This window comes from Pseudomonas sp. HP_08 (genome assembly GCF_055284095.1).
This window is the reverse complement of sequence record NZ_JBTOQC010000002.1, coordinates 160,578-179,760: the sequence shown is the minus strand read 5'-3', so window position 1 is coordinate 179,760 and position 19,183 is coordinate 160,578. Positions and strand designations below refer to the sequence as shown.

Sequence of the window (19,183 nt, the reverse complement as noted above, 5' to 3'; positions counted from 1 at the left end):
TCCACATTCGAGCCAGTGTGATTAAATTCTGCAGTATTCCTGAACCCGTCTGGAGACACCTTCAATGCCTGGTCGTTGCGCCGCCTCTGCTACAAGGATGGTCCATGATCTCGATCATGCGCGAAGGCTGAAAGGTAAACATCTGCGCGCGTTAATGCATGACCAGTACTATTTCATGAATGAAAAGAGCCTTGAGGATACAGGCTCTCTGGAATGGCGTTGCAGTGAGCAGCCAACGGTCACGATGTACCTGCTGAGCGACGGTGAGAGTGTCGGCGCTGATTTATTCCCCCTCGAAATGCCCGCCTCCTTCGAGTTGGAGCCCGGTGTCAACTGCTCATGGCAGATGGAGAATCTGCTCGAAGACTTATCCGCCACCCACCTTGAAGGCCGGCTCATTACCGAAGTTGAGGGTCTTTTCGATACCGCACTAGACACAGCGGGCTGCCTGACAGGATTCAAAGTTACTTTTGAAACGGGCGATTACCTGATCTTTTTCAATCAAGGCGACGAGTCTGCCGTACTGATCAATCAGCCACTTGCGGATATTGATCTGAAAAGTCAGTGGGTGACTTCATGCAGATCGCCGATCGGCCAGATCATCAAATTGCTTCAGTAAGCAGGTTCCGGCAGGCACACCGAAAATCGTATCGATTGCAGCGATTTTCTTCCTGGCTTGATCGATATCGTAAGACGCCCCTTTGCACACACTTTCAGCTTCATTGTGCAGCGCATACGCCAGATGCGCGGCAATGCGCACCTCAATGGACACTTCGTTGGTACTGCCCAGATAACCGGCCAGCAATGTTCTGATTTCGACCAGCGTGAGGGCAAGCAACTGACTGTTTTGATCCGACATAACGCTCTCGCTCAATAAATCAAACACTCTTCCAGAGTCAAATGTTACGTCTGATCCTGAACCAGATTGAGTACATCGCCGGCAAGAACACCAGTGTCAGCACCGTGCCCGCCAGCGTGCCGCCGATCAGGGTATAGGCCAGCGTGCCCCAGAATACCGAATGTGTCAGCGGGATGAACGCCAGGATGGCGGCCAGTGCCGTCAGGATCACCGGCCGCGCACGCTGCACGGTGGCCTCGACCACGGCACTGAAGGCATCCAGCCCGGCCTGTTCGTTGTGATGGATCTGCCCGATCAGGATCAGCGTGTTGCGCATCAATATGCCCGACAGCGCGATCAGCCCGACCAGGGCGTTGATGCCGAAGGGCTGCTGGAACAGGATCAGGGTCGGCACCACGCCGATCAGCCCCAGTGGGCTGGTGAGAAACACCATGACCATCGCGGAGATCGAACGCACCTGCAAAATCAGGATGATCAGGGTCAACGCCAGCATGATCGGGAACAGCGGCAACATCGCCGCCATGGCCTTGCCGGACTCTTCGATGGAGCCGGCCTGCACAATGCGATAGCCGCTCGGCAGTTGCTCGATGATCGGTTGCAGTTCGCGGCTGATGGCCGTCGACACGTCAGGCGGCTGCAAGCCATCGGCGATGTCGCCGCGCACGGTAAGGGTCGGCACACGGTCGCGGCGGCGCATCACCGGTTCTTCCATGCGCACCTCGACCTCGCCGATCTGCGCCAGCGGGATACGCTGGCCATTGGCACCGGCCAGGGTGAAATCCATGATCCTGGCAGGGTCCAGACGCAGGTCGCCAGCCGAACGTGCCACTACCTGCACGGTCCGAATATCCTCGCGCACGGCGGTCACCGGCACCCCGCTCAACAGAAACTGCAATTGCTGCGCGACTGCACTGGAACTGAGCCCCACCGCCTGCAAGCGATCCTGCTGCAAGGTGAAATGCAGCGTCGGTACGCGCGTGCCCCAGTCGCTGTTGACGGTGCGCATCATCGGGCTGGCCTGCATGACCTGCTGCACCTTCGCGGCAATTTCACGCAATGTGTCCGGGTCGGGGCCGGTGACCCGATAAGCCACCGGAAAGGCCGAGTAAGGCCCGAACACCAATTGAGTCACCCGTACCCGCGCCTCGCTGGCCAGGCCTTGGGCAATCGCATCGCGCAGCCGGTGCTTCAAATCTTCGCGTTGTTCCTCGCTGTCGGTGCGTACCACGATCTTGGCGAACGAAGGATCGGGCAACTCCGGCCCCATCGCCATGTAAAACCGTGGCGCGCCCTGGCCAATGTAGGCCGTGACGATATGCGCCTCAGGCTGCCGGGCCAGCCAGGCCTCTATCTCGGCGGAAGCGGCGCTGGTCCGGGTGATCGAGGTGCCGTAGGGCATCTGCACTTCGACCAGCACTTCGGGGCGGTCTGAAACCGGGAAAAACTGTTTCTTGACCACGCCCATGCCGAGCACGGCCGCGACAAACAGGCCGACCACGGCGCCCGCGACCAGCCATTTGAAGGCAATGACCCGCGCCAGCAGGCGCCGAAAGCGGTTATAGCGCGGCGTGTTGTAAAGCGCCTCATGGCCGCCCTCGACCTGCTTGACCTCGGGCAGCAGCTTGACGCCGAAGTACGGTGTAAACAGCACCGCGACCAGCCACGAGGCGATCAGCGCAATGCCGACGATCCAGAACATGTTGCTGGTGTATTCACCCGCCGAAGACCGCGCAAAGCCATTGGGCATGAAGCCCACGGCAGTGACCAGCGTGCCCGACAGCATCGGTGCGGCGGTATGGCTCCAGGCATACGCCGAGGCTGCGATGCGGCTGTAGCCCTCCTCCATCTTCACCACCATCATCTCGATGGCGATGATTGCATCGTCGACCAGCAGGCCCAGCGCCAGAATCAGCGAGCCCAGCGTGATGCGGTCAAAGTTCTTGCCGGTCGCGGCCATCACCACAAACACGATCGCCAGGGTCAACGGCACCGCTGCCGCCACCACGATGCCCACCCGCCAGCCCATGCTGGCGAAACTGACCAGCATGACGACCAGCAGCGCGACGAAGAACTTGACCATGAACTCATCGACCGCCGAGCTGATATTGACCGACTGGTCGGTCACCTTGCTCAGGCTCATGCCCAGCGGCAAGCCGGCGTTGATGGCCCCGACCTCGCTGTCCAGGGCACGGCCCAGGTCCAGCCCGTTCCAGCCATCACGCATGACGATGCCCAGCAGCAAGGCCGGTTCACCGCCGTTGCGAATCATGAAGGTCGCCGGGTCTTCATAGCCGCGCGTGACAGTGGCGACATCCGACAGTTTCAGGGTACGGCCCTGCACCACGATGGGCGTGTCGCGGATTTTCTGTAACTGCTCGAAGGCACCGTCCAGGCGAATGAACACCTGCGGCCCGCGGGTTTCCACCGATCCGGCCGCGGTGAGGGCATTCTGGTCATTGAGCGCGGCAAACACCGCTTGCGGACCGATGCCCAGCGTTGCCAGCCGCTCATGAGAGAACTCGACATAGATGCGCTCGGGCTGCTCGCCGACGATATTGACCTTCTTCACTCCGGGAACATGCAGCAGTTGCTGGCGCAGCTTTTCGGCATCGCGCACCAGCAGACGCTGGGCCTCGCCCTTGGCCTTGAGGGCGAACAAGGCAAAGGTGACATCCGCATACTCGTCGTTGACCATCGGCCCGACCACGCCCGCCGGCAGGGTTTGCGCCTCGTCGCCGACCTTCTTGCGCGCCTGGTAAAACTCCTCCGGCACCTGCGCCGGCGGCGTGCTGTCGAGCAGGGTCAGGGTGGTGAAGGCCAGCCCGGGCCGCGTGTAGGTCTCGGAGCGGTCATACCAACGCAACTCTTGCAGGCGCTTTTCGATCTTCTCGGCGACCTGATCCTGCATCTCTTGCGCGGTCGCCCCCGGCCAGGCGGTGACGATGGTCATCACCTTGACCGTAAACGAAGGGTCTTCGGCGCGGCCCAGCTTGAAGAACGCAATCAGCCCGGCCAGCGAGATCAAACAGACAAAAAACAGCGTGATCGAGCGCTCGCGCACGGCCAGCGCCGACAGATTGAAACGGCTCTCACTCATGGCTGCGCACCTGCCACGCCGGCCTGCACGGCCAGCCGTACAGTCTCGCCCTCGTGCAACAGGTGCGCGCCCAGCGCGACGATGCGCTCGCCCGGCTTGAGCGCGCCGGCAATGTGCGCCGACTCATCGTCCAGTTGCCGGACCTGCACCGGCTGCCAGCGAACCTTCGCAGACTCGCCTTCGATCACCCATACGCCGGGGCCGGAACCTGCGTCATGCAGGGCGGCAATCGGCACCTGCAAGCCCGTCTCGGCAACCGCGCCCGGAATCTGCACCGTAATGGTGGTGCCCAGTGGCGCGCTGGCCAGCTCACCCTCCAGCACATAGCGCGCCTCGAAAGTGCGGGTCTGGCGGTCGGCGACATCGGAGAGCTGGCGCAGACGGGTCGCCACGCGGATGCCTGAGGCGCCAAACAAGGTTGCCTGCGCGCTGGAGCCCACCGGCGGGCGCAGGGTTTCCGGCAACTGGACCACCGCCTCGCGCGGTCCGGCATGTGCCACGCGCACCGCCACCTGCCCTGCACTGAGCACCTGACCAGGCTCAGCCAGGGTTTCCATGACCGTGCCGTCGGCATCGGCCAGTAACTCGGCGTAGCCGGTGGCGTTGAACGCCACTTGCGCCTGGGCCTGCGCGGCATTGAGGTCGGCTTTGGCAGAGTCGGCTGCGGCCCTGGACTGATCGTAGGTGGATGCCGACACCGCGCCGCTGGCGCGCAAGGTGCGGTAGCGGGCTTCATCCTGAGCGGTGACCGCCGCTCGCGCCCGCGCGGCGGTCACCGCTTCACGTTGCGCCCGGGCGGCCAGTTGCAGGTCGGCCGGGTCGATGCGCATCAGCACCTGACCGCGCTTGACCGTTTGCCCGGTGTCTACCCGCCGCTCCAGCACCTTGCCGGCGACGCGAAACCCCAGATCACTTTGTACCCGTGCCGCCACGGTCCCGGTAAACGCACGCGGCACCGAGGTCGCCGCCTGCACCACGGCAACCCGCACCAGCGGCGCTTCGGTGCGTGGATCAGTGGGGGTTTTATCGCTGCACGCGGCCAGCAACAACGGCAGCGTGCAGAGCAAGGCACATGAAATGAGGCGACGCCGAGGCATGAGAGTTTCCACCCAGAATGATCATGGCGCTCACTTTGGGTCTAGTGACCAATTTAGTCAATAGTCACAACTTCTGTATTTTCAGGGCGACAGGCTGCGCAATACCAGGCTCGATAACTGGCCCGGCGCCTCATCGACGTAATCGAAGCCATGCTGCAACAGCAACGGATTAACGTAAGGGCGGATCACCAGGTAGATCGCCTTGACCGTTTCATCCAGCGGCGTCTTGCGCTCGAAATCTCCGCTTTGCCGGCCCTCGAGCAAAATGTCCTTGAGCAGTTCGCGGATGCGCCCCTCATACGCCAACGCCGCCGGCCAGCGTTCGGTGGCCGCTGATGTGGCGATCTCGTACAGCTTGCGGTCCTGGGAAAACAGCCGCACGCTGGCCTCGACAATCGATTTGAACAGGCGCCGCAGCTTCTCCGGTGGCTGATCGACCTCATGCACCGCCGCCCTGACCTCGGCTTCAAGCTGGGCAAGGCAATTGGCACAGATCATCTCGCCGATGGCCTGTTTGGACTCGAAGAACTTGTAGATATAAGCCTTGGAAAAGGCGATGGATCTGGCGAGATCGGCCACGGTGGTCTTCTCGTAGCCATACAGACTGAAGTGCTCGGTCGCAGCGGCAACGATCTGATCACGCACCTCGTGGTCGGCCGGACCACGGGCAGAAACGGCGGGGGGGATTTTTTTGCTCATGCTGCGCAGCTTACCGACAGTGTTCTGAATGGACAACAAGTGACCATAATTGAATACAGTCACAATCTCTTGCCAGGCCCATTGCACCCTGCACACCTGTTTTTTCATTCAGAGGCTGTGCCGGGTGCAAATCGGCTAGGCAGAGTATCAGTTCAGCGCTTTTGCCATGCCTTTGTCCATATTCCTGACGTTGCGGTCCAGCCACTCCTCGCCCACCACCGCCGGCGCCGTTTCGGGCATGCGCAGTGCGCACAGCGTCGAGATCACGCCAAGTGAGCTGAACAGCAATGCCGGCCCGATCCAGCCCACCAGCGCGAACAGCCCGGTGGCCACGAAGGGCAAGGCACCGGCCACCAGCGAGGCGCCGTTGTAGCCCAGCGAGATCCCGGACGAACGTACGTTGGGCGGGAATTGCTCGGTGAACCAGCTGGCTTCCACGGCGAAGATCGGGTCATGGCTGAGCAGCAGCGACAGGGCCACGGCGACCACGATCAGCGCCACCACACCGGTATTGATCAGCAGGAACAGCGGAATGCCGAAGGCGATGGTGAACAGCGAGCCGATCAGGAAGACTTTCTTGCGCCCGATGCGGTCACTCAGCGCGCCAAAGTACAGGTGGCTGCCCAGACCAAGGGCCGAACCGATCATCGTGCCCCACAGCACATTTTCCTTGGTCGCGACACCGGCCAGTAGCACGTACGACAGCATGAAGCTGGTCGCCAGGTAATAGCCGCCGGTTTCGGCCAGGCGCAGGCCGACGATTTGCAGGATCTTGCGCCAGTCGTTGCGAATCACGGTCAGCGCCGGTTGTTTGATCAGGGTGTTCTCGGCCTTCATCTTCTCGAACTCGGGCGATTCGCTGACGCCCATGCGGATCCACATGCCGACGCCGACCATCACCACCGAGGCCAGGAACGGCGCACGCCAGATCCAGTCGCCTTCAAGAAACGCCGCCGACAGCAGGAATGCGCCGTTGGCCATCAACAACCCCAGCGGAATGCCGATCTGTGGCACCGCGCCGAAGAAGCCACGCCGGTGCGGCGGCGCATGTTCGCACGCCATCAATACCGCGCCGCCCCACTCCGCACCAAAGCCGATGCCCTGGATCATGCGCAGCAGAATGAGCAGCACCGGCGCAATCAGCCCGGCCTGCTCGTACGTGGGCAGCGCGCCGATCAGCACCGTGGCGCCGCCCATGAGCAGCAACGACCAGAGCAACACCGATTTGCGCCCGATGCGGTCGCCATAATGGCCGGCCAGATAACCGCCCAACGGGCGCATGAAGAAGCCCACCGCCATGGTCGCGAACGCCGCGAGGATGCCGACGATGGGCTCGGTGGTGTGAAAGAACACCGAACCGAACCAGCCGGCCGCCGCCGTGCCGTAGATAAAGAAGTCGTAGCTTTCCACCGCCGACCCGATCATCGAGGCGAAGGAGACTTTCGAGGCCTTGTCGTGCGGCCTGGCCGCCGCCGTTTCCGAGTGATTCATAACCAACCCTGCCTTTATTGTTTTTGTATGGGTGGGCAGACCGAGGCCTGCCCTGTTGCTTGATCTCTATAACCTGCTCTCTATGATGACCAGGTCTCGATCACCCGGCTGTCATCGCGCTTGCCCAAGCCTGACTGCGAGGCGCTGGAAAACCGCTGGTGGGCGATGTCCAGCAACGGCACCGCTGCGTTGCAGGCCTGTGCGGCTTCAGCCACCAGGCCGCTGTCCTTGACGAAGATGTCGACCATGCTGGTGACCTGCGCATCGGTGCCCTGCAACATGCGCGGCCCGCGGTCCGACAGCATCCACGAACCGCCCGCGCCGCGCTCGACCAGCGCCAGCACCTGTGCCGGGTCCAGGCCCAATGATTTCGCCAGGTTCAAGGCCTCGGCGGCCGCGACCAGGTGCACCGAGCACAGATGCTGGTTGACCACCTTGATCGCCTGGCCGTCACCGAGCGTGCTGCCGGTGACCTTGACCTCGCCCATGGCTGCGAGCACCGGCAATACCGCCTCGATATGATCCTGAGCGCCCGAGGCGAAGATCAGCAGGCTGCCGGTCTGCGCACGTGCCACGCCACCGGTGACCGGCGCGTCGATCACGTTAACCCCCTTGGCCGCCAGCCGGGCGCCTTGTTCGCGCACCGCTGCCGGGCCCACTGTGCTCATGATCACCCAGCTCTGGCCGTGGCGAAGGTCACTGAATTGCGTGACCAGCGCCTCAAGCTGCGTCGGCGTGGCGACCATGACCACCACCACGCTGGCGTCCTGCGCGGCGCGCCAGTCGGCGCTGGCCTCGATGTCTTCAGCAAGGGCACGGGCGCGGCCGGCGTCGCTCAATTCGATGCCGATGACCTGATGACCCGCCTTCTTGATCTGCAAGGCCATGGGCAAGCCGATCGCGCCCAGGCCGATAAATGCAACGTTCATGGTGATGTCCTCAGCCGAGCCACTGGCGAATGTTGGCGGCCATCACGGCCGTGGAAATACCGTAGCGATCGTGCAGCGTCGGCAATGCACCGGCATCCAGAAAGGCATCGGGCAGAGCAATCTGGCGGAACTCCGGTGCGACGCGCGCCTTGAGCAAGGCCAGCGCGACGCTTTCACCCAGCCCGCCCACGCTGCTGTGGTTTTCCGCGACGATCACCAGCCGGCCACTGCGCCGGCATTGCTCGATGAGGGTCGCCTCGTCCAGCGGCTTGATGGTCGGCACGTGCAACACCGCTACATCGGCGCTGCCATCGCCCAGCAACTGCGCCACTTCCAGGGCGCGCATGGTCATGATGCCGCTGGAGATGATCAGCACATCCTTGCCGTCGCGCAGCAATCTGGCTTTGCCGAGTTCGAATTTATAGTCGTACTCGTCGAGCACCATCGGCACCTTGCCGCGCAACAGGCGCATGTACACCGGGCCGTTGTAGTCAGCGATGGCCTGCACGGCCTGAGCCGTGTCCAGCGCATCGCAAGGGTCGATCACGGTCATCCCCGGAATGGCGCGCATCAGCGCCAGGTCGTCGGTGGCCTGGTGGCTGGGGCCGTAGCCGGTGGTCAGCCCCGGCAACGCCGCGCAGATCTTGACGTTGAGGTTCTCCTCGGCAATCACCTGATGAATAAAGTCATAGGCGCGCCGGGTGGCGAACACCGCGTAGGTGGTGGCAAACGGCACCAGGCCTTCCTTGGCCATACCGCCAGCAGCGGCCATCAGCAACTGTTCGGCCATGCCCATTTGCACATGCCGTTCGGGAAACTCACGGCCGAAGATGTGCAGGTCGGTGTACTTGGATAAATCGGCGCTCATGCCGACAATTCGCGAATCGCGCTGCGCGGCCGCCACCAGCGCGTGGCCAAAGGGAGCGGTCTCGGTGCGCTGGCCTTCGCTGGCGATGGAGGCAATCATCGCCGAGGTGGTCAGCCGTGGCTTTGGCAAGGTTTCGTTACCCATCTCAATGCACTCCCTTGTCGTAGTGGGCATCCAGCACGGCGAGTGCCGCCTGCCATTCGTTCGGCTCGACACGGATGAAATGGTTTTTCTCGCGCGTCTCAAGAAAGTCCACGCCCTTGCCCATCAAGGTGTCGAACAGAATCACCCGGGGCTTGGCTTCGGTGACCGCCATCGCGGTGTCGAACGCCGCCAGCACCGCCGCCAAGTCATTGCCGTCGATGCGCTGCACATGCCAGCCGAACGCCAGCCATTTATCGACAAGGGGCTCGAATTCGAGGATTTCGTGGGAGTTGCCATCGGCCTGTTGCTTGTTCAAGTCAACCAATGCGATCAGGTTGCCCAGCTTGTGGTGCGCCGCCGACATCGCGGCTTCCCAGGTGGCGCCTTCGTCCAGCTCGCCATCGGACATGGAATTGAACACCCAGGCCGGGTTGCCCTTCATGCGCAGGCCCAGCGCCATGCCGACGCCAATCGCCAGGCCCTGGCCCAGCGAGCCACCGGACATTTCCATGCCCGGTGTGTAGGTGGCCATGCCCGACATCGGCAGCCGGCTGTCGTCGGCGCCGTAGCTGTCGAGTTCGTCTTCGGCGATCACGCCGGCTTCCAGCAAGGCGGCATACAGCGCAATGGCGTAGTGACCGTGCGACAGCAGAAAGCGGTCGCGGCCTTCCCAGCTCGGGTTATCGGGGTCGATGTTCATGGCGTGGCAATAGGCGACGGCCAGCACATCGGCCCAGCCCAGCGCCTGACCGACATAGCCCTGGCCCTGGACTTCGCCCATGCGCAGGGCAAAGCGACGGATGCGCCAGGCGTGATGCGCCAGGCGCGCGAGCGGCTCGGGTGCCGCTGCGGCACGTGTAGGAATTATTGTCATTATGGTTTCCTGCTTGCGATAGAAATGGCCCCGTGCTGAACTGATGTCAAATATTCATCCAAATGATCAGCGCGAAACGTGAAGCCACGCTATCACTGGATATTCAGGGCTTACAAAGGGCATTTTTGCAGCAATGGATGAGAAAAATTCAGCAATAGCCCGCTTGCGCAAGGTCCCGTTGTCATCGCTGCGGGTCTTTGAAGCGGCCGGACGCAGCGGCTCGTTTGCCGTGGCCGCGCAGGAGCTTGGACTGTCGTCGAGTGCCGTCAGCCATTCGATTCGCAAGCTTGAAGAAGCCATTGACCTGGTGCTGTTCGAGCGCACCACCCGCGAGGTGAACCTCACCGTGCGCGGCCGGCTGCTGCTGGAGCATGTGCAACGCGGGCTCGACGAAATGCAGCGCGGCTTTGCCCTGGTCAACGCCGACGAACCCCCGCCGTTGCGCCTGCACACGGCGCCCAGTTTTGCCACGCAATGGCTGATGCCGCGCCTGGCGCGCTTTGTGGCGGCGCACCCGAACATCGACCTGCGCTTCTCGGCGAGCACCGAATACGCGCGCTTCGACAACGATGATTTCGATCTCGACATTGTCTACGGCGAGCCCAAGGGCAGCCTCAACGAAAAGGTCCCGCTCGCGGTTGAACACCTCACGCCGCTGTGCAGCCCGCAGATCGCCGCGACCATTCGCAGCCCGCAAGACCTGCACCACCACACACTGATCCAGTGCGAAGTGCAGATGCTGCAATGGAAAGGCTGGTTCGAAGCCAATCACCTGTTCGCCCCGCACCACTATGGATTGCGCTTCGACCGCAGCGCCATGGCCATTGCCGCTGCGGTAAACGGCATGGGCGTGGTGCTGGAATCCACCTTGCTGGCCGAAGGCGAACTGAAAAGCGGCGCACTGGTGGCGCCCTTGCGCAGCGTGACCCACGAGATTCAGTACATCGGCCATTACCTGGTTTATCCCCGACGCAGAACCCGGCACGAGGCCTCGGAGGTGTTCAAGAAATGGCTGCTGGACGAGATTGGGGTGAGATAGCAATACGATAGCTATACTGCTTACGATAGGGCCGGACCTGGCTCGCAGTAGCGGAGATTGACCGTGCGATCATGGATGAACAGCGTGTCGAGCAAGCCCGTGCTGCTCGTATTGACCGCCATCCTGCTGAGCGGCTGCGCCCGGCAACACAGCGAACCTCAAATTGTCGGTATCTGGGCCATGCAGCCGTTGCGCGACGGCACGGCCACCGTCGCCCACTACCGCGCCGACGGCACGTTGCTGCTACAACCCTTCAATTGCATCGACCCGCGCCCGCAGCCAGCGGATGTTTCCCGCTACAAGGTAGCCGGTGATGGTCAGTCGATTCATATCTCGTCGCCGCTGAACACCTTCGACTTCAAGGTCCTGGCCCTTTCCCCAGGCAATATGCAACTGGGCCGCGACGTGGCCGGCCGCCGGCTGACGTACGATTACACCCGGGTCGACACGGTTGTCCCGTTATGCGCGCTCTACCCTGGCCTGAAGACCGAACTGGACCGGCGCACGCCTTACAAACCAGGCGACTTCGTAGCCGACCCAAGCATCCCGGCGCACGCGGGCCTGGATCACTATGTCGGTAAATGGGCGACCGCCGAAAACCAGATGCTGCTTGAAATCGTTCGGGATGCACACGGCGGCTATTACATCTTCAATGCCGGCGACGAGAACTGGCACCACCTGTTCAATAACGTCCGCTGGGAAGGTGACGCACTGCACTTCAAAAGCTTTGCCTATTCAGACAATGAATGGCTGTTTCGCCATCCGTACCACAAGTCGCAGAACACCGTGATCCTCCAGCCAACGCCTGACGACAGGTTGCGCTATACGTTTTTTATCGATGGCGAGCGAGTCAGTGACGTGATGGTGCGGGTCAAGGATTGAGGGTTTGCATCACTGGGTATGGGGGTGGCACATCTGGAAAAATCGAAAACCGCTCTCAGACCCCGATGCCGATCAGTCAAGGGCAACACGGTCATTGTGGGAGGGGGCTTGCCCGCGATTGCTGCGGTACAGACACAGCAGATGTGCCGGCTTTACCGGCCTCATCGCCAGCAGAGCTGCCTCCCACGGATATGGGGTAATCCACACATTCGGGGACTGGCACATGACAGTGGGAGGCTGCTTTGCAGTGGGCGACACGCTGCATTTCCAGGTCTACACCTACTCCGACGATCAAGCGTCTTTTCGTTACCCAAAACACAAGTTACTCACCCCAACGACTCTCGTGTCTCTGCCCGATGGCAACCTGCGTGAAGACTTCACGGCAGGTGGCGCTCCCTATATGAGCCTGCTAATGCGCATCGAGTGAATGATTCAACTCATTCAAGCCCTCCCCAATACAGGATTCCTGCACAAAAACCGCCGCCCCGGCGGTTTTCGCAGAATTCCTGCGCGGCATGGCGATTAGCATGGAAAGCCTCAAATCCTTGCGCCCACGCCGGAGTTTCGACCATGCCTGCACTTGATCTGTCCTTTGTCCGCCGCCAGTTCCCGGCCTTCTCCGAAGCGTCTTTGCAAGACCAGGCTTTTTTCGATAATGCCGGTGGCTCGTACGTCTGCGAGCAAGTGATCGATCGCCTCGGGCGTTTCTACCGGCAGACCAAGATGCAGCCTTACGGTGCGCACCCTGCGTCGCGCCGCGGTGGTGAAGAGATGGACCATTCGCACGTCGAACTCGCCGCTTATCTGGGCGTATCGCCTGAAGAGGTGCATCTGGGGCCGTCGACCTCGCAGAATATCTATGTGCTGGCCGAGGCGTTTGCCAACCGCTTGCAAGCCGGTGACGAAATCATCGTCACCAACCAGGATCACGAAGCCAACAATGGCGTCTGGCGGCGCCTGGCCAAGCGCGGCATCGTCATCAAGGAATGGCAGATCAACGCCAGCACCGGCTCGCTGGAGATCGCCGCGCTGCAAGCCTTGCTCTCACCGCGCAGCAAAGTGGTGGCCTTCACCCATTGCTCGAACATTCTCGGTGAGATCAATCCAGTGCGGGAGATCTGCGAGGTGGTGCACGCCGCGGGCGCCGTCGCGGTGGTCGACGGTGTGTCCTACACCGGCCACGGCCTGCCGGATGTCGCTGAGCTGGGCGCCGATATCTATCTGTTCTCGCTGTACAAGACCTTTGGCCCTCATCTGGGGGCCATGGTGATCCGCCGTCCGTTGATGGATTTTCTCGGCAACCAGGCCCACTACTTCAACTCGGCGCACCTGGCGAAGTGGTTTGTGCCGGCCGGCCCCGATCATGCGCAGGTGGCGGCCGCCAGCGGCGTGACGGCTTATTTCGATGCCGTGCATGCGCATCACTTTCCGGATGCCGCCGCCACAGAACGGGCGCGCAATGTCCGCACACTGCTCAGGGACGCCGAGCTTGAGCGGCTGCCTGCGCTGCTGGCGTTTTGCGCCAACGACCCGCGTGTGCGCCTGCTGGGCCCCGCCGATGCGAAAAAACGAGCACCAACCGTCTCGCTGCAAACCTTGAATGCCAGCCCGCGCACGGTCGCCGAACGACTGGCCAGCAAGGGCATCATTGCCGGCGCCAGTCACTTCTACGCCGTGCGACTGCTGGAAGGCCTGGGCGTCAATCCGGATGAGGGTGTGCTGCGCCTGTCGTTCGTGCACTACACCTCGGCTGAAGAAGTGCAAAAGCTGATCGGCGCGCTGGATGCGTCGCTCTAGGTCAAAAACGCTACGGGGCTGATGGCTCAGCCCCGTACCAGATCATCCAGGCAGATAAACGATTGTGTGCTGCTGATATCGGCGTGGCCGTTGAGTTCGTCGACGAGAATCCGGGTGAAGTCCGCCATTCTTGGCGCCACCACGCGAATCATGAAATCCACATCGCCCGTCACCCCGGTCGCCACCCGTACCCACGGCCGGTTCTGCAACAGCACGGCGACCCGTTCTCTGGCGCCCGGCCGGGCAGCTTTATCGAGCGTTACCAGAATCCAGGCGCTGACATCGTTGCCCAGTTTGCTCTCGTCGATGATCGCCGCGTAGCCGCGAATAATCCCCTCATCCTCCAGGCGCTTCACCCGCCGCAGGCACTGGGACGGCGAAAGCCCGACCTGGGTCGAGAGCTGTTGATGGCTGATACGACCGTCTTTTCTGAGCACGGAAATGATCCGTGTATCCATTCTGTCGAGTACTGAGTCAGTCATTGCGCCTCTCGCTCCGCCACCAGTGCCTGCAACGTCAAGCGCGTCTGCCCGAGCAGCACCTCGCGCACCAGTTCCATCTGCGCCTTGTCGATGCGTTCCCAGCCCATGGCCCGCAGCACCTGGTGCCTCAGTACCCGAAACACCATGCCCTGGCTGTTCAGCGCCAGGGCGCGGATCAGCGTGCGCGGGTCGTCCGCCGCCGCCCCGGTCAGGCGGCCGATGATCGCGCAGGTAACCGCGCGAATATGCTGGTGCAGCCGCTCGTTCATCAGTTCCACCGTGTCTGCCGGCCCCAGCCCGGCCTGCACGCGGGCCATGAACAGGCGCCATTCGCTGGCGCGCGGGCTGTCGTGGATAAAGGCAATGAAAGCGCCCAGCACCTCAAGGTAGGCGTCGATCAGTTGCGCATCGGTGACGTGCTCAGCCTGAAAGATGCTTTCGGCGGCGTGCAGGGGCGTTTTCAGTTGCTCCCAGACACGCTCGATGATGTGTTCCACGCACGCCCGGTAAAGGCCTTCCTTGTTATCGAAGTAGTACTGCAACGCCGGCGCATTAAGGCCGGCCTCGGTGGCGATATCACGGGTGGAAGCGCCCTCGAAGCCGCGCTCGCCGAACAGCTTCAGGGCGCTTTCGATCAGCCGGGCGCGGGTGTCTTCACCGCGCTGGTAGCCGCCTTCGGCGGTGGGTTTGTGTCGAGCCATGAGCACGTCCTGAGTTGAAACATTTTGAAATTATATCAGTTGACATAAATTTGCCTGCGCCGCATTTTATTCCACCCGGAATAAATTTGGAGCCCGGCATTCATGTCCCTTGATGATTCGGCCGATCAGTCGTCTGCGCCACCGACCAGCGTCACCCATCGCCGTAAACCCAAGCGGGTGTTGTTGGGCCTGGTGGCGGTGGCGCTGGTCGCCGGGCTGCTCTGGGGCGGGCACTGGTATGTGCAAGGGCGCTTTATCGAAAGCACCGATGACGCCTATCTGCAAGCCGACAGCATGACCGTGTCACCGAAAATCGGTGGCTATGTGGCCGAGGTGCTGGTCGCCGATAACCAGCGTGTCGAGGCCGGTCAGCCGGTCGCGCGGCTTGATACCGACAACTACCGGGCTTCCAGCGAAAAGGCCGCCGCCACAGTAGCAGCGCGCGAGGCCGATGTGTCGCGCGCCGAGGCCGAGCTTGCGCAGCAGGACGCGACCATTGCCCAGAACCGTGCCGAAGTGGCCGGCGCCGAGGCCGACCTGAGCCACAGCAAGGCCCAGGTAAAACGCTATGCACCGCTGGCGCGTTCGGGCGCCGAAACCGAAGAGCGCCTGGCCGACCTGAACAACGAACAGGCCCGCGCCACAGCCACTCTGGCCGCGAAAAAAGCCGCGCTGCGTGCCAGTGAAGTGCGGGTCGCCACCCTAAAGGCGCAGTTGCAACAGACCCGCGCACAACTGGCAGAATCGCGCGCCAATGCCCGCCAGTCCGACATCGACCTGGGCGACACCCTGTTGCGCAGCCCGATTGCCGGCAGCGTGGCCGGGCGCAGCGTGCGTGTCGGCCAGTTTGCCCAGCCCGGCACGCGGCTGATGACCATCGTGCCGTTGCAGGCGATCTATCTGGTCGCCAACTTCAAGGAAACCCAGATTGGCACGATGCGCGCCGGGCAATCGGTCAAGGTGCACATCGACGCCCTGCCCGGCCACGAACTGAGCGGCCATATCGACAGCCTGTCACCCGGCACCGGCGCGCAGTTCGCGCTGCTGCCGCCGTCCAATGCCACCGGCAACTTCACCAAGATCGTGCAACGGGTGCCAGTGCGCATCGTCCTCGACCTGCCCGAGGAGTTGCGCCCGGTGGTGATGCCAGGGCTGTCGGCCACCGTCGACGTCGACACCCGCAGCAACGGCAACGATCAGCATGGCTGACAGCTCACGCCCGGCCAATGCCTCGCTGAGCGACTGGATCGCCGTGGCCGCCGGTTCCCTTGGTGCGTTGCTGGCGACCCTGGATATCTCCATCACCAACTCGGCACTGCCGCAGATTCAGGGCCAGATTGGCGCCACCGGCACCGAAGGCACCTGGATCGGCACCGGCTACCTGATGGCCGAAATCGTCATGATCCCGCTCACCGCCTGGCTGACCCGCGTGTTTGGCCTGCGGCGTTTCCTGATGAGCATGGCGGTGCTGTTCACGCTGTTCTCGATCTATTGCGGGCTGTCCGGCAGCCTGACGCAGATGATTGTCGGCCGTATCGGCCAGGGTCTGGCGGGCGGCGCAATGATTCCCACGGCGCAGACCATCGTGCGCACACGCCTGCCCGCGCACCAGTTGCCGATCGGCATGAGCGTGTTCGGCCTGACCGTGCTGCTGGGGCCGATTCTGGGGCCGGTGGTCGGCGGCTGGCTGACCGAAAACGCCAGCTGGCGCTGGTGCTTTTTTCTCAATCTGCCGGTCAGCGTGGCGCTGGTGACCTTGCTGTGGGTCGGCCTGCAAGCCGAAAAGGCGCACCTGGAGCGCTTCTTCAAGGCCGACTGGCTGGGCATCGTCGGGCTGTCGGTGGGCCTCAGTTCGCTGACCGTGGTGCTTGAAGAAGGCCAGCGCGAGCGTTGGTTCGAGTCGTCGATGATCCTGTGGCTGAGCGCCCTGACGCTGATCGGCCTGGTATTGGTGACGCTCAGCCAGCTCACCGCCCGCCAGCCGATTGTGCGCCTGAGCCTGCTGCGCAACCCGCGCTACGCCAGCGTGATTCTGATTGTCTCGGTGGTCGGCGCCGGCCTCTATGGGGTGTCGTACCTGCTGCCGCAATTTCTCGGCAATGTCTCCGGCTACAACGCGCAACAGGCCGGCTCGATCATGCTGCTGTCCGGCGTGCCGGCGTTTTTGCTGATCCCGTTCCTGCCCAGATTGCTGGCGCGCTACTCGGCACGCAGCATGGTGATTGCCGGGCTGCTGATGTTCAGCGTCAGTTGCCTGCTGGACGTGGCGCTGACGGCCGACAGCGTCGGCCATGACTTTTATGCCTCGCAGGTGCTGCGCGGTTTCGCCCAGATGCTGGCGATGATGCCGCTCAACCAGGCCGCGATGTCGGCGATCAGCGCCGAGGAAGCCGGTGATGCGGCGGGGCTCTACAACATGGCACGCAACCTCGGGGGCTCGATTGGCCTGGCGCTGATCGGGGTATTGATCGACCGCCGCGACCACCTGCACGACGACGCCCTGCGCGAGTCGGTCAGCGCCAACAGCACGCTGGTGCAGGAGCAGATGGCCGAACGCGCCGCCAGCTTTGCCGTCAGCACCGGCGACGTTGCCCATGCCCAGAATCAGGCCCTGCAACAACTGGCCGACACCATCGCCCGCCAGGCGCTGGTGATGACTTACGGCGACTGTTTTCTGGTGCTGGCCATTGCCTTGGCAGCCTGCGTGCCGCTGGCCCTGCTGCTCAAAACCCGCTCGCCATTGGGGGCTGCAAAATGATCCGCAACACCTGGCTGACCACGCTGATTCTCGCCGCGCCCTTGATCCTGCTCGGCGGCTGCACCGTCGGCCCCGATTATCAGGGTGCGCCGCCAGTGACCGGCAAACCGCTCGCCGACCACCTGGCCCACGATCGCCATAACCTGCCCACCACGCCCGCCGTTGCGCAATGGTGGCTGAGCCTGAGTGATCAGCCGCTCGATCGACTGATCAGCGAAGCCCTGGCCAACAGCCCGGATATCGCCCAGGCCCGCGCCCGCCTGCGTCAATCACGCGCTGGCTTGAGCAGCCAGCAGGCCGCCGCCCGGCCCAAGGTGTCGAGTAACGCCACGATGCTGCGCATGCGCTCGCCCGACCTGTCCCAGTTTAGTGAGGGAGAAGGCAGTGGCGGCGGCCGTGGCCCGCTGAGCCTGTACCTGGTCGACTTCGACGCCAGCTGGGAAGTCGACCTGTTCGGCGGCACCCGCCGCGCCATCGAAGCCGCCGGCGCCAGCAGCGAGGCCAGCGCCGCACAACTGGCCGATGTCCAGGTGCAACTGGTGGCCGAGGTGGTGCAAGCCTACGCCGACCTGCGCGACCGGCAGGCGCGCCTGGCGCTGGTGAATGCCTCGGTCGATATCGAGCAGCAAGTGCTTGAGCTGACCCGCCAGCGCCGCAGCCAGGGCGTGGCCAGCGAACTGCAACTGGAACAGGTCTTCACCCAGAGCGAAACCACCCGCGCGCAACGCCTGCCGTTGCAGGCGCAGATCATCGAGTCGCTCGACCAGATCGCCCTGCTCTGCGGCCTGCCGCCCGGTGAACTGGACACACGCCTGGCCAGCGCCCGGCCCTTGCCGCAGATTCCCGCGCAAGTGCCGGTCACCAACCCGGCGCAGTTACTCAAGGCACGCCCGGACATCCGTAACGCCGAACGCAACCTGGCCTCGGCCACGGCGCAAATTGGCGAGAAGACCGCCGACTGGTTTCCCAAACTGAGCCTGACCGGCGACCTGGGCTTCAGCGCCGGCGACCCCGGCCACCTGGCGCGCAAGAGTAACGCCACCTGGCTGGCCATGCCGCGCCTGACCTGGAACGGCCTGGATTTTGGCCGGGTCAAAGCCGGCATCGAAGAAGCCGAAGGCGGCCGCGACCTGGCGCTGGCGCAATACCGCGGCACCGTGCTGGGCGCCCTGCGCGACGCCGACACCGCCCTGGCCCGCTACGGCCATCAGCGCGAAAACGTGGTGATGCTCAGCGACATCCAGGCCAGCGCCGAACGCGCAGCCCTGCTCACCCGCCAACGCTACCGCGCCGGCACCGCCAGCACCCTGGACTGGCTCGACGCCGAACGTACCCGCTTTGAGGCGCAGCAGAACCGCGTGGCCGGGGATGCGCAATTGCTGAAGGATTTTGCGGGGTTGCACAAGTCGCTGGGGTTGGGATGGGAGGGTTGAAGAGGCAATACAGCCCATCAGAGTTACAAGATA

The 19,183-nt window shown here is 63.0% G+C and carries 17 protein-coding genes; 7 read left to right on the top strand and 10 right to left on the bottom strand.

Going from position 1 to position 19,183, the window contains the following annotated elements:
• Nucleotides 1-64: 64 nt before the first annotated feature.
• On the top strand, nt 65-619 hold the full coding sequence (locus ACYAS9_RS03825) for a hypothetical protein (RefSeq protein WP_463566984.1): 555 nt from the start codon (nt 65-67) through the stop codon (nt 617-619).
• Here the strand turns inward: ACYAS9_RS03825 and ACYAS9_RS03820 are convergent.
• The 8 genes from ACYAS9_RS03820 to ACYAS9_RS03785 all read right to left on the bottom strand — a co-directional run bounded on the left by ACYAS9_RS03820 (nt 575) and on the right by ACYAS9_RS03785 (nt 10,058).
• The gene (locus tag ACYAS9_RS03820; RefSeq protein ID WP_463566983.1) at nt 575-859 is read right to left on the bottom strand and encodes a hypothetical protein; all 285 of its coding nucleotides are present in this window, start codon (nt 857-859) and stop codon (nt 575-577) included. The two genes, ACYAS9_RS03825 and ACYAS9_RS03820, sit on opposite strands and share 45 nt — an antisense overlap.
• Before the next feature lie 37 nt (nt 860-896).
• Nucleotides 897-3,956: an efflux RND transporter permease subunit gene (locus ACYAS9_RS03815; RefSeq protein ID WP_463566982.1), complete on the bottom strand. Its 3,060-nt coding sequence runs from the start codon at nt 3,954-3,956 to the stop codon at nt 897-899.
• Nucleotides 3,953-5,053, bottom strand: a complete 1,101-nt coding sequence (locus ACYAS9_RS03810) for an efflux RND transporter periplasmic adaptor subunit (RefSeq protein WP_463566981.1) — start codon at nt 5,051-5,053, stop codon at nt 3,953-3,955. The genes ACYAS9_RS03815 and ACYAS9_RS03810 overlap by 4 nt, the downstream gene beginning before the upstream one ends.
• 81 nt (nt 5,054-5,134) lie before the next feature.
• Complete coding sequence (locus ACYAS9_RS03805) at nt 5,135-5,752, bottom strand: TetR/AcrR family transcriptional regulator (protein WP_463566980.1); 618 nt, start codon at nt 5,750-5,752, stop codon at nt 5,135-5,137.
• A 147-nt stretch (nt 5,753-5,899) separates the two neighbouring features.
• A complete protein-coding gene (locus ACYAS9_RS03800) occupies nt 5,900-7,243 on the bottom strand; it encodes an MFS transporter (RefSeq protein ID WP_463566979.1) in 1,344 nt (447 codons plus the stop codon).
• An 80-nt stretch (nt 7,244-7,323) separates the two neighbouring features.
• Nucleotides 7,324-8,172 carry an NAD(P)-dependent oxidoreductase gene (locus ACYAS9_RS03795; RefSeq protein WP_463566978.1) on the bottom strand — a complete coding sequence of 283 codons (849 nt, stop codon included), beginning with the start codon at nt 8,170-8,172 and terminating at the stop codon, nt 7,324-7,326.
• Nucleotides 8,173-8,182: 10 nt separating this feature from the next.
• Nucleotides 8,183-9,184, bottom strand: coding sequence for a transketolase family protein (locus ACYAS9_RS03790; RefSeq protein WP_463566977.1), 1,002 nt, complete (start codon nt 9,182-9,184; stop codon nt 8,183-8,185).
• 1 nt (nt 9,185) lies between these two features.
• Complete coding sequence (locus ACYAS9_RS03785; RefSeq protein WP_463566976.1) at nt 9,186-10,058, bottom strand: transketolase; 873 nt, start codon at nt 10,056-10,058, stop codon at nt 9,186-9,188.
• Between the two features lie 133 nt (nt 10,059-10,191).
• On the opposite strand from ACYAS9_RS03785, the gene ACYAS9_RS03780 reads away from it, so the two are divergent.
• The 3 genes from ACYAS9_RS03780 (at nt 10,192) to ACYAS9_RS03770 (ending at nt 13,776) form a co-directional block, all read left to right on the top strand.
• Nucleotides 10,192-11,097: a LysR substrate-binding domain-containing protein gene (locus ACYAS9_RS03780; RefSeq protein WP_463566975.1), complete on the top strand. Its 906-nt coding sequence runs from the start codon at nt 10,192-10,194 to the stop codon at nt 11,095-11,097.
• A gap of 84 nt (nt 11,098-11,181) precedes the next feature.
• Entirely contained in the window at nt 11,182-11,979 is a 798-nt protein-coding gene (locus tag ACYAS9_RS03775; RefSeq protein ID WP_463566974.1) for a hypothetical protein, read from the top strand.
• A gap of 570 nt (nt 11,980-12,549) precedes the next feature.
• On the top strand, nt 12,550-13,776 hold the full coding sequence (locus tag ACYAS9_RS03770; RefSeq protein WP_463566973.1) for an aminotransferase class V-fold PLP-dependent enzyme: 1,227 nt from the start codon (nt 12,550-12,552) through the stop codon (nt 13,774-13,776).
• Nucleotides 13,777-13,802: 26 nt separating this feature from the next.
• Here ACYAS9_RS03770 and ACYAS9_RS03765 read toward each other — a convergent pair whose 3' ends face one another.
• Both ACYAS9_RS03765 and ACYAS9_RS03760 read right to left on the bottom strand, forming a co-directional pair.
• Nucleotides 13,803-14,234 carry an Lrp/AsnC family transcriptional regulator gene (locus tag ACYAS9_RS03765; RefSeq protein ID WP_463567033.1) on the bottom strand — a complete coding sequence of 144 codons (432 nt, stop codon included), beginning with the start codon at nt 14,232-14,234 and terminating at the stop codon, nt 13,803-13,805.
• Nucleotides 14,235-14,254: 20 nt separating this feature from the next.
• Nucleotides 14,255-14,959 carry a CerR family C-terminal domain-containing protein gene (locus ACYAS9_RS03760; RefSeq protein WP_463566972.1) on the bottom strand — a complete coding sequence of 235 codons (705 nt, stop codon included), beginning with the start codon at nt 14,957-14,959 and terminating at the stop codon, nt 14,255-14,257.
• A 102-nt stretch (nt 14,960-15,061) separates the two neighbouring features.
• Here ACYAS9_RS03760 and ACYAS9_RS03755 point away from each other — a divergent pair, with 102 nt between their 5' ends.
• The 3 genes from ACYAS9_RS03755 to ACYAS9_RS03745 are packed head-to-tail and all read left to right on the top strand — an operon-like array spanning nt 15,062 to nt 19,150.
• Nucleotides 15,062-16,168 (top strand): HlyD family secretion protein, encoded by a 1,107-nt coding sequence (locus tag ACYAS9_RS03755; protein WP_463566971.1) that lies wholly within the window; start codon nt 15,062-15,064, stop codon nt 16,166-16,168.
• Entirely contained in the window at nt 16,161-17,717 is a 1,557-nt protein-coding gene (locus tag ACYAS9_RS03750) for an MDR family MFS transporter (protein WP_463566970.1), read from the top strand. Before ACYAS9_RS03755 ends, ACYAS9_RS03750 begins: the two co-directional genes overlap by 8 nt.
• Complete coding sequence (locus ACYAS9_RS03745) at nt 17,714-19,150, top strand: efflux transporter outer membrane subunit (protein ID WP_463566969.1); 1,437 nt, start codon at nt 17,714-17,716, stop codon at nt 19,148-19,150. Before ACYAS9_RS03750 ends, ACYAS9_RS03745 begins: the two co-directional genes overlap by 4 nt.
• The last annotated feature ends 33 nt before the right edge of the window (nt 19,151-19,183 follow it).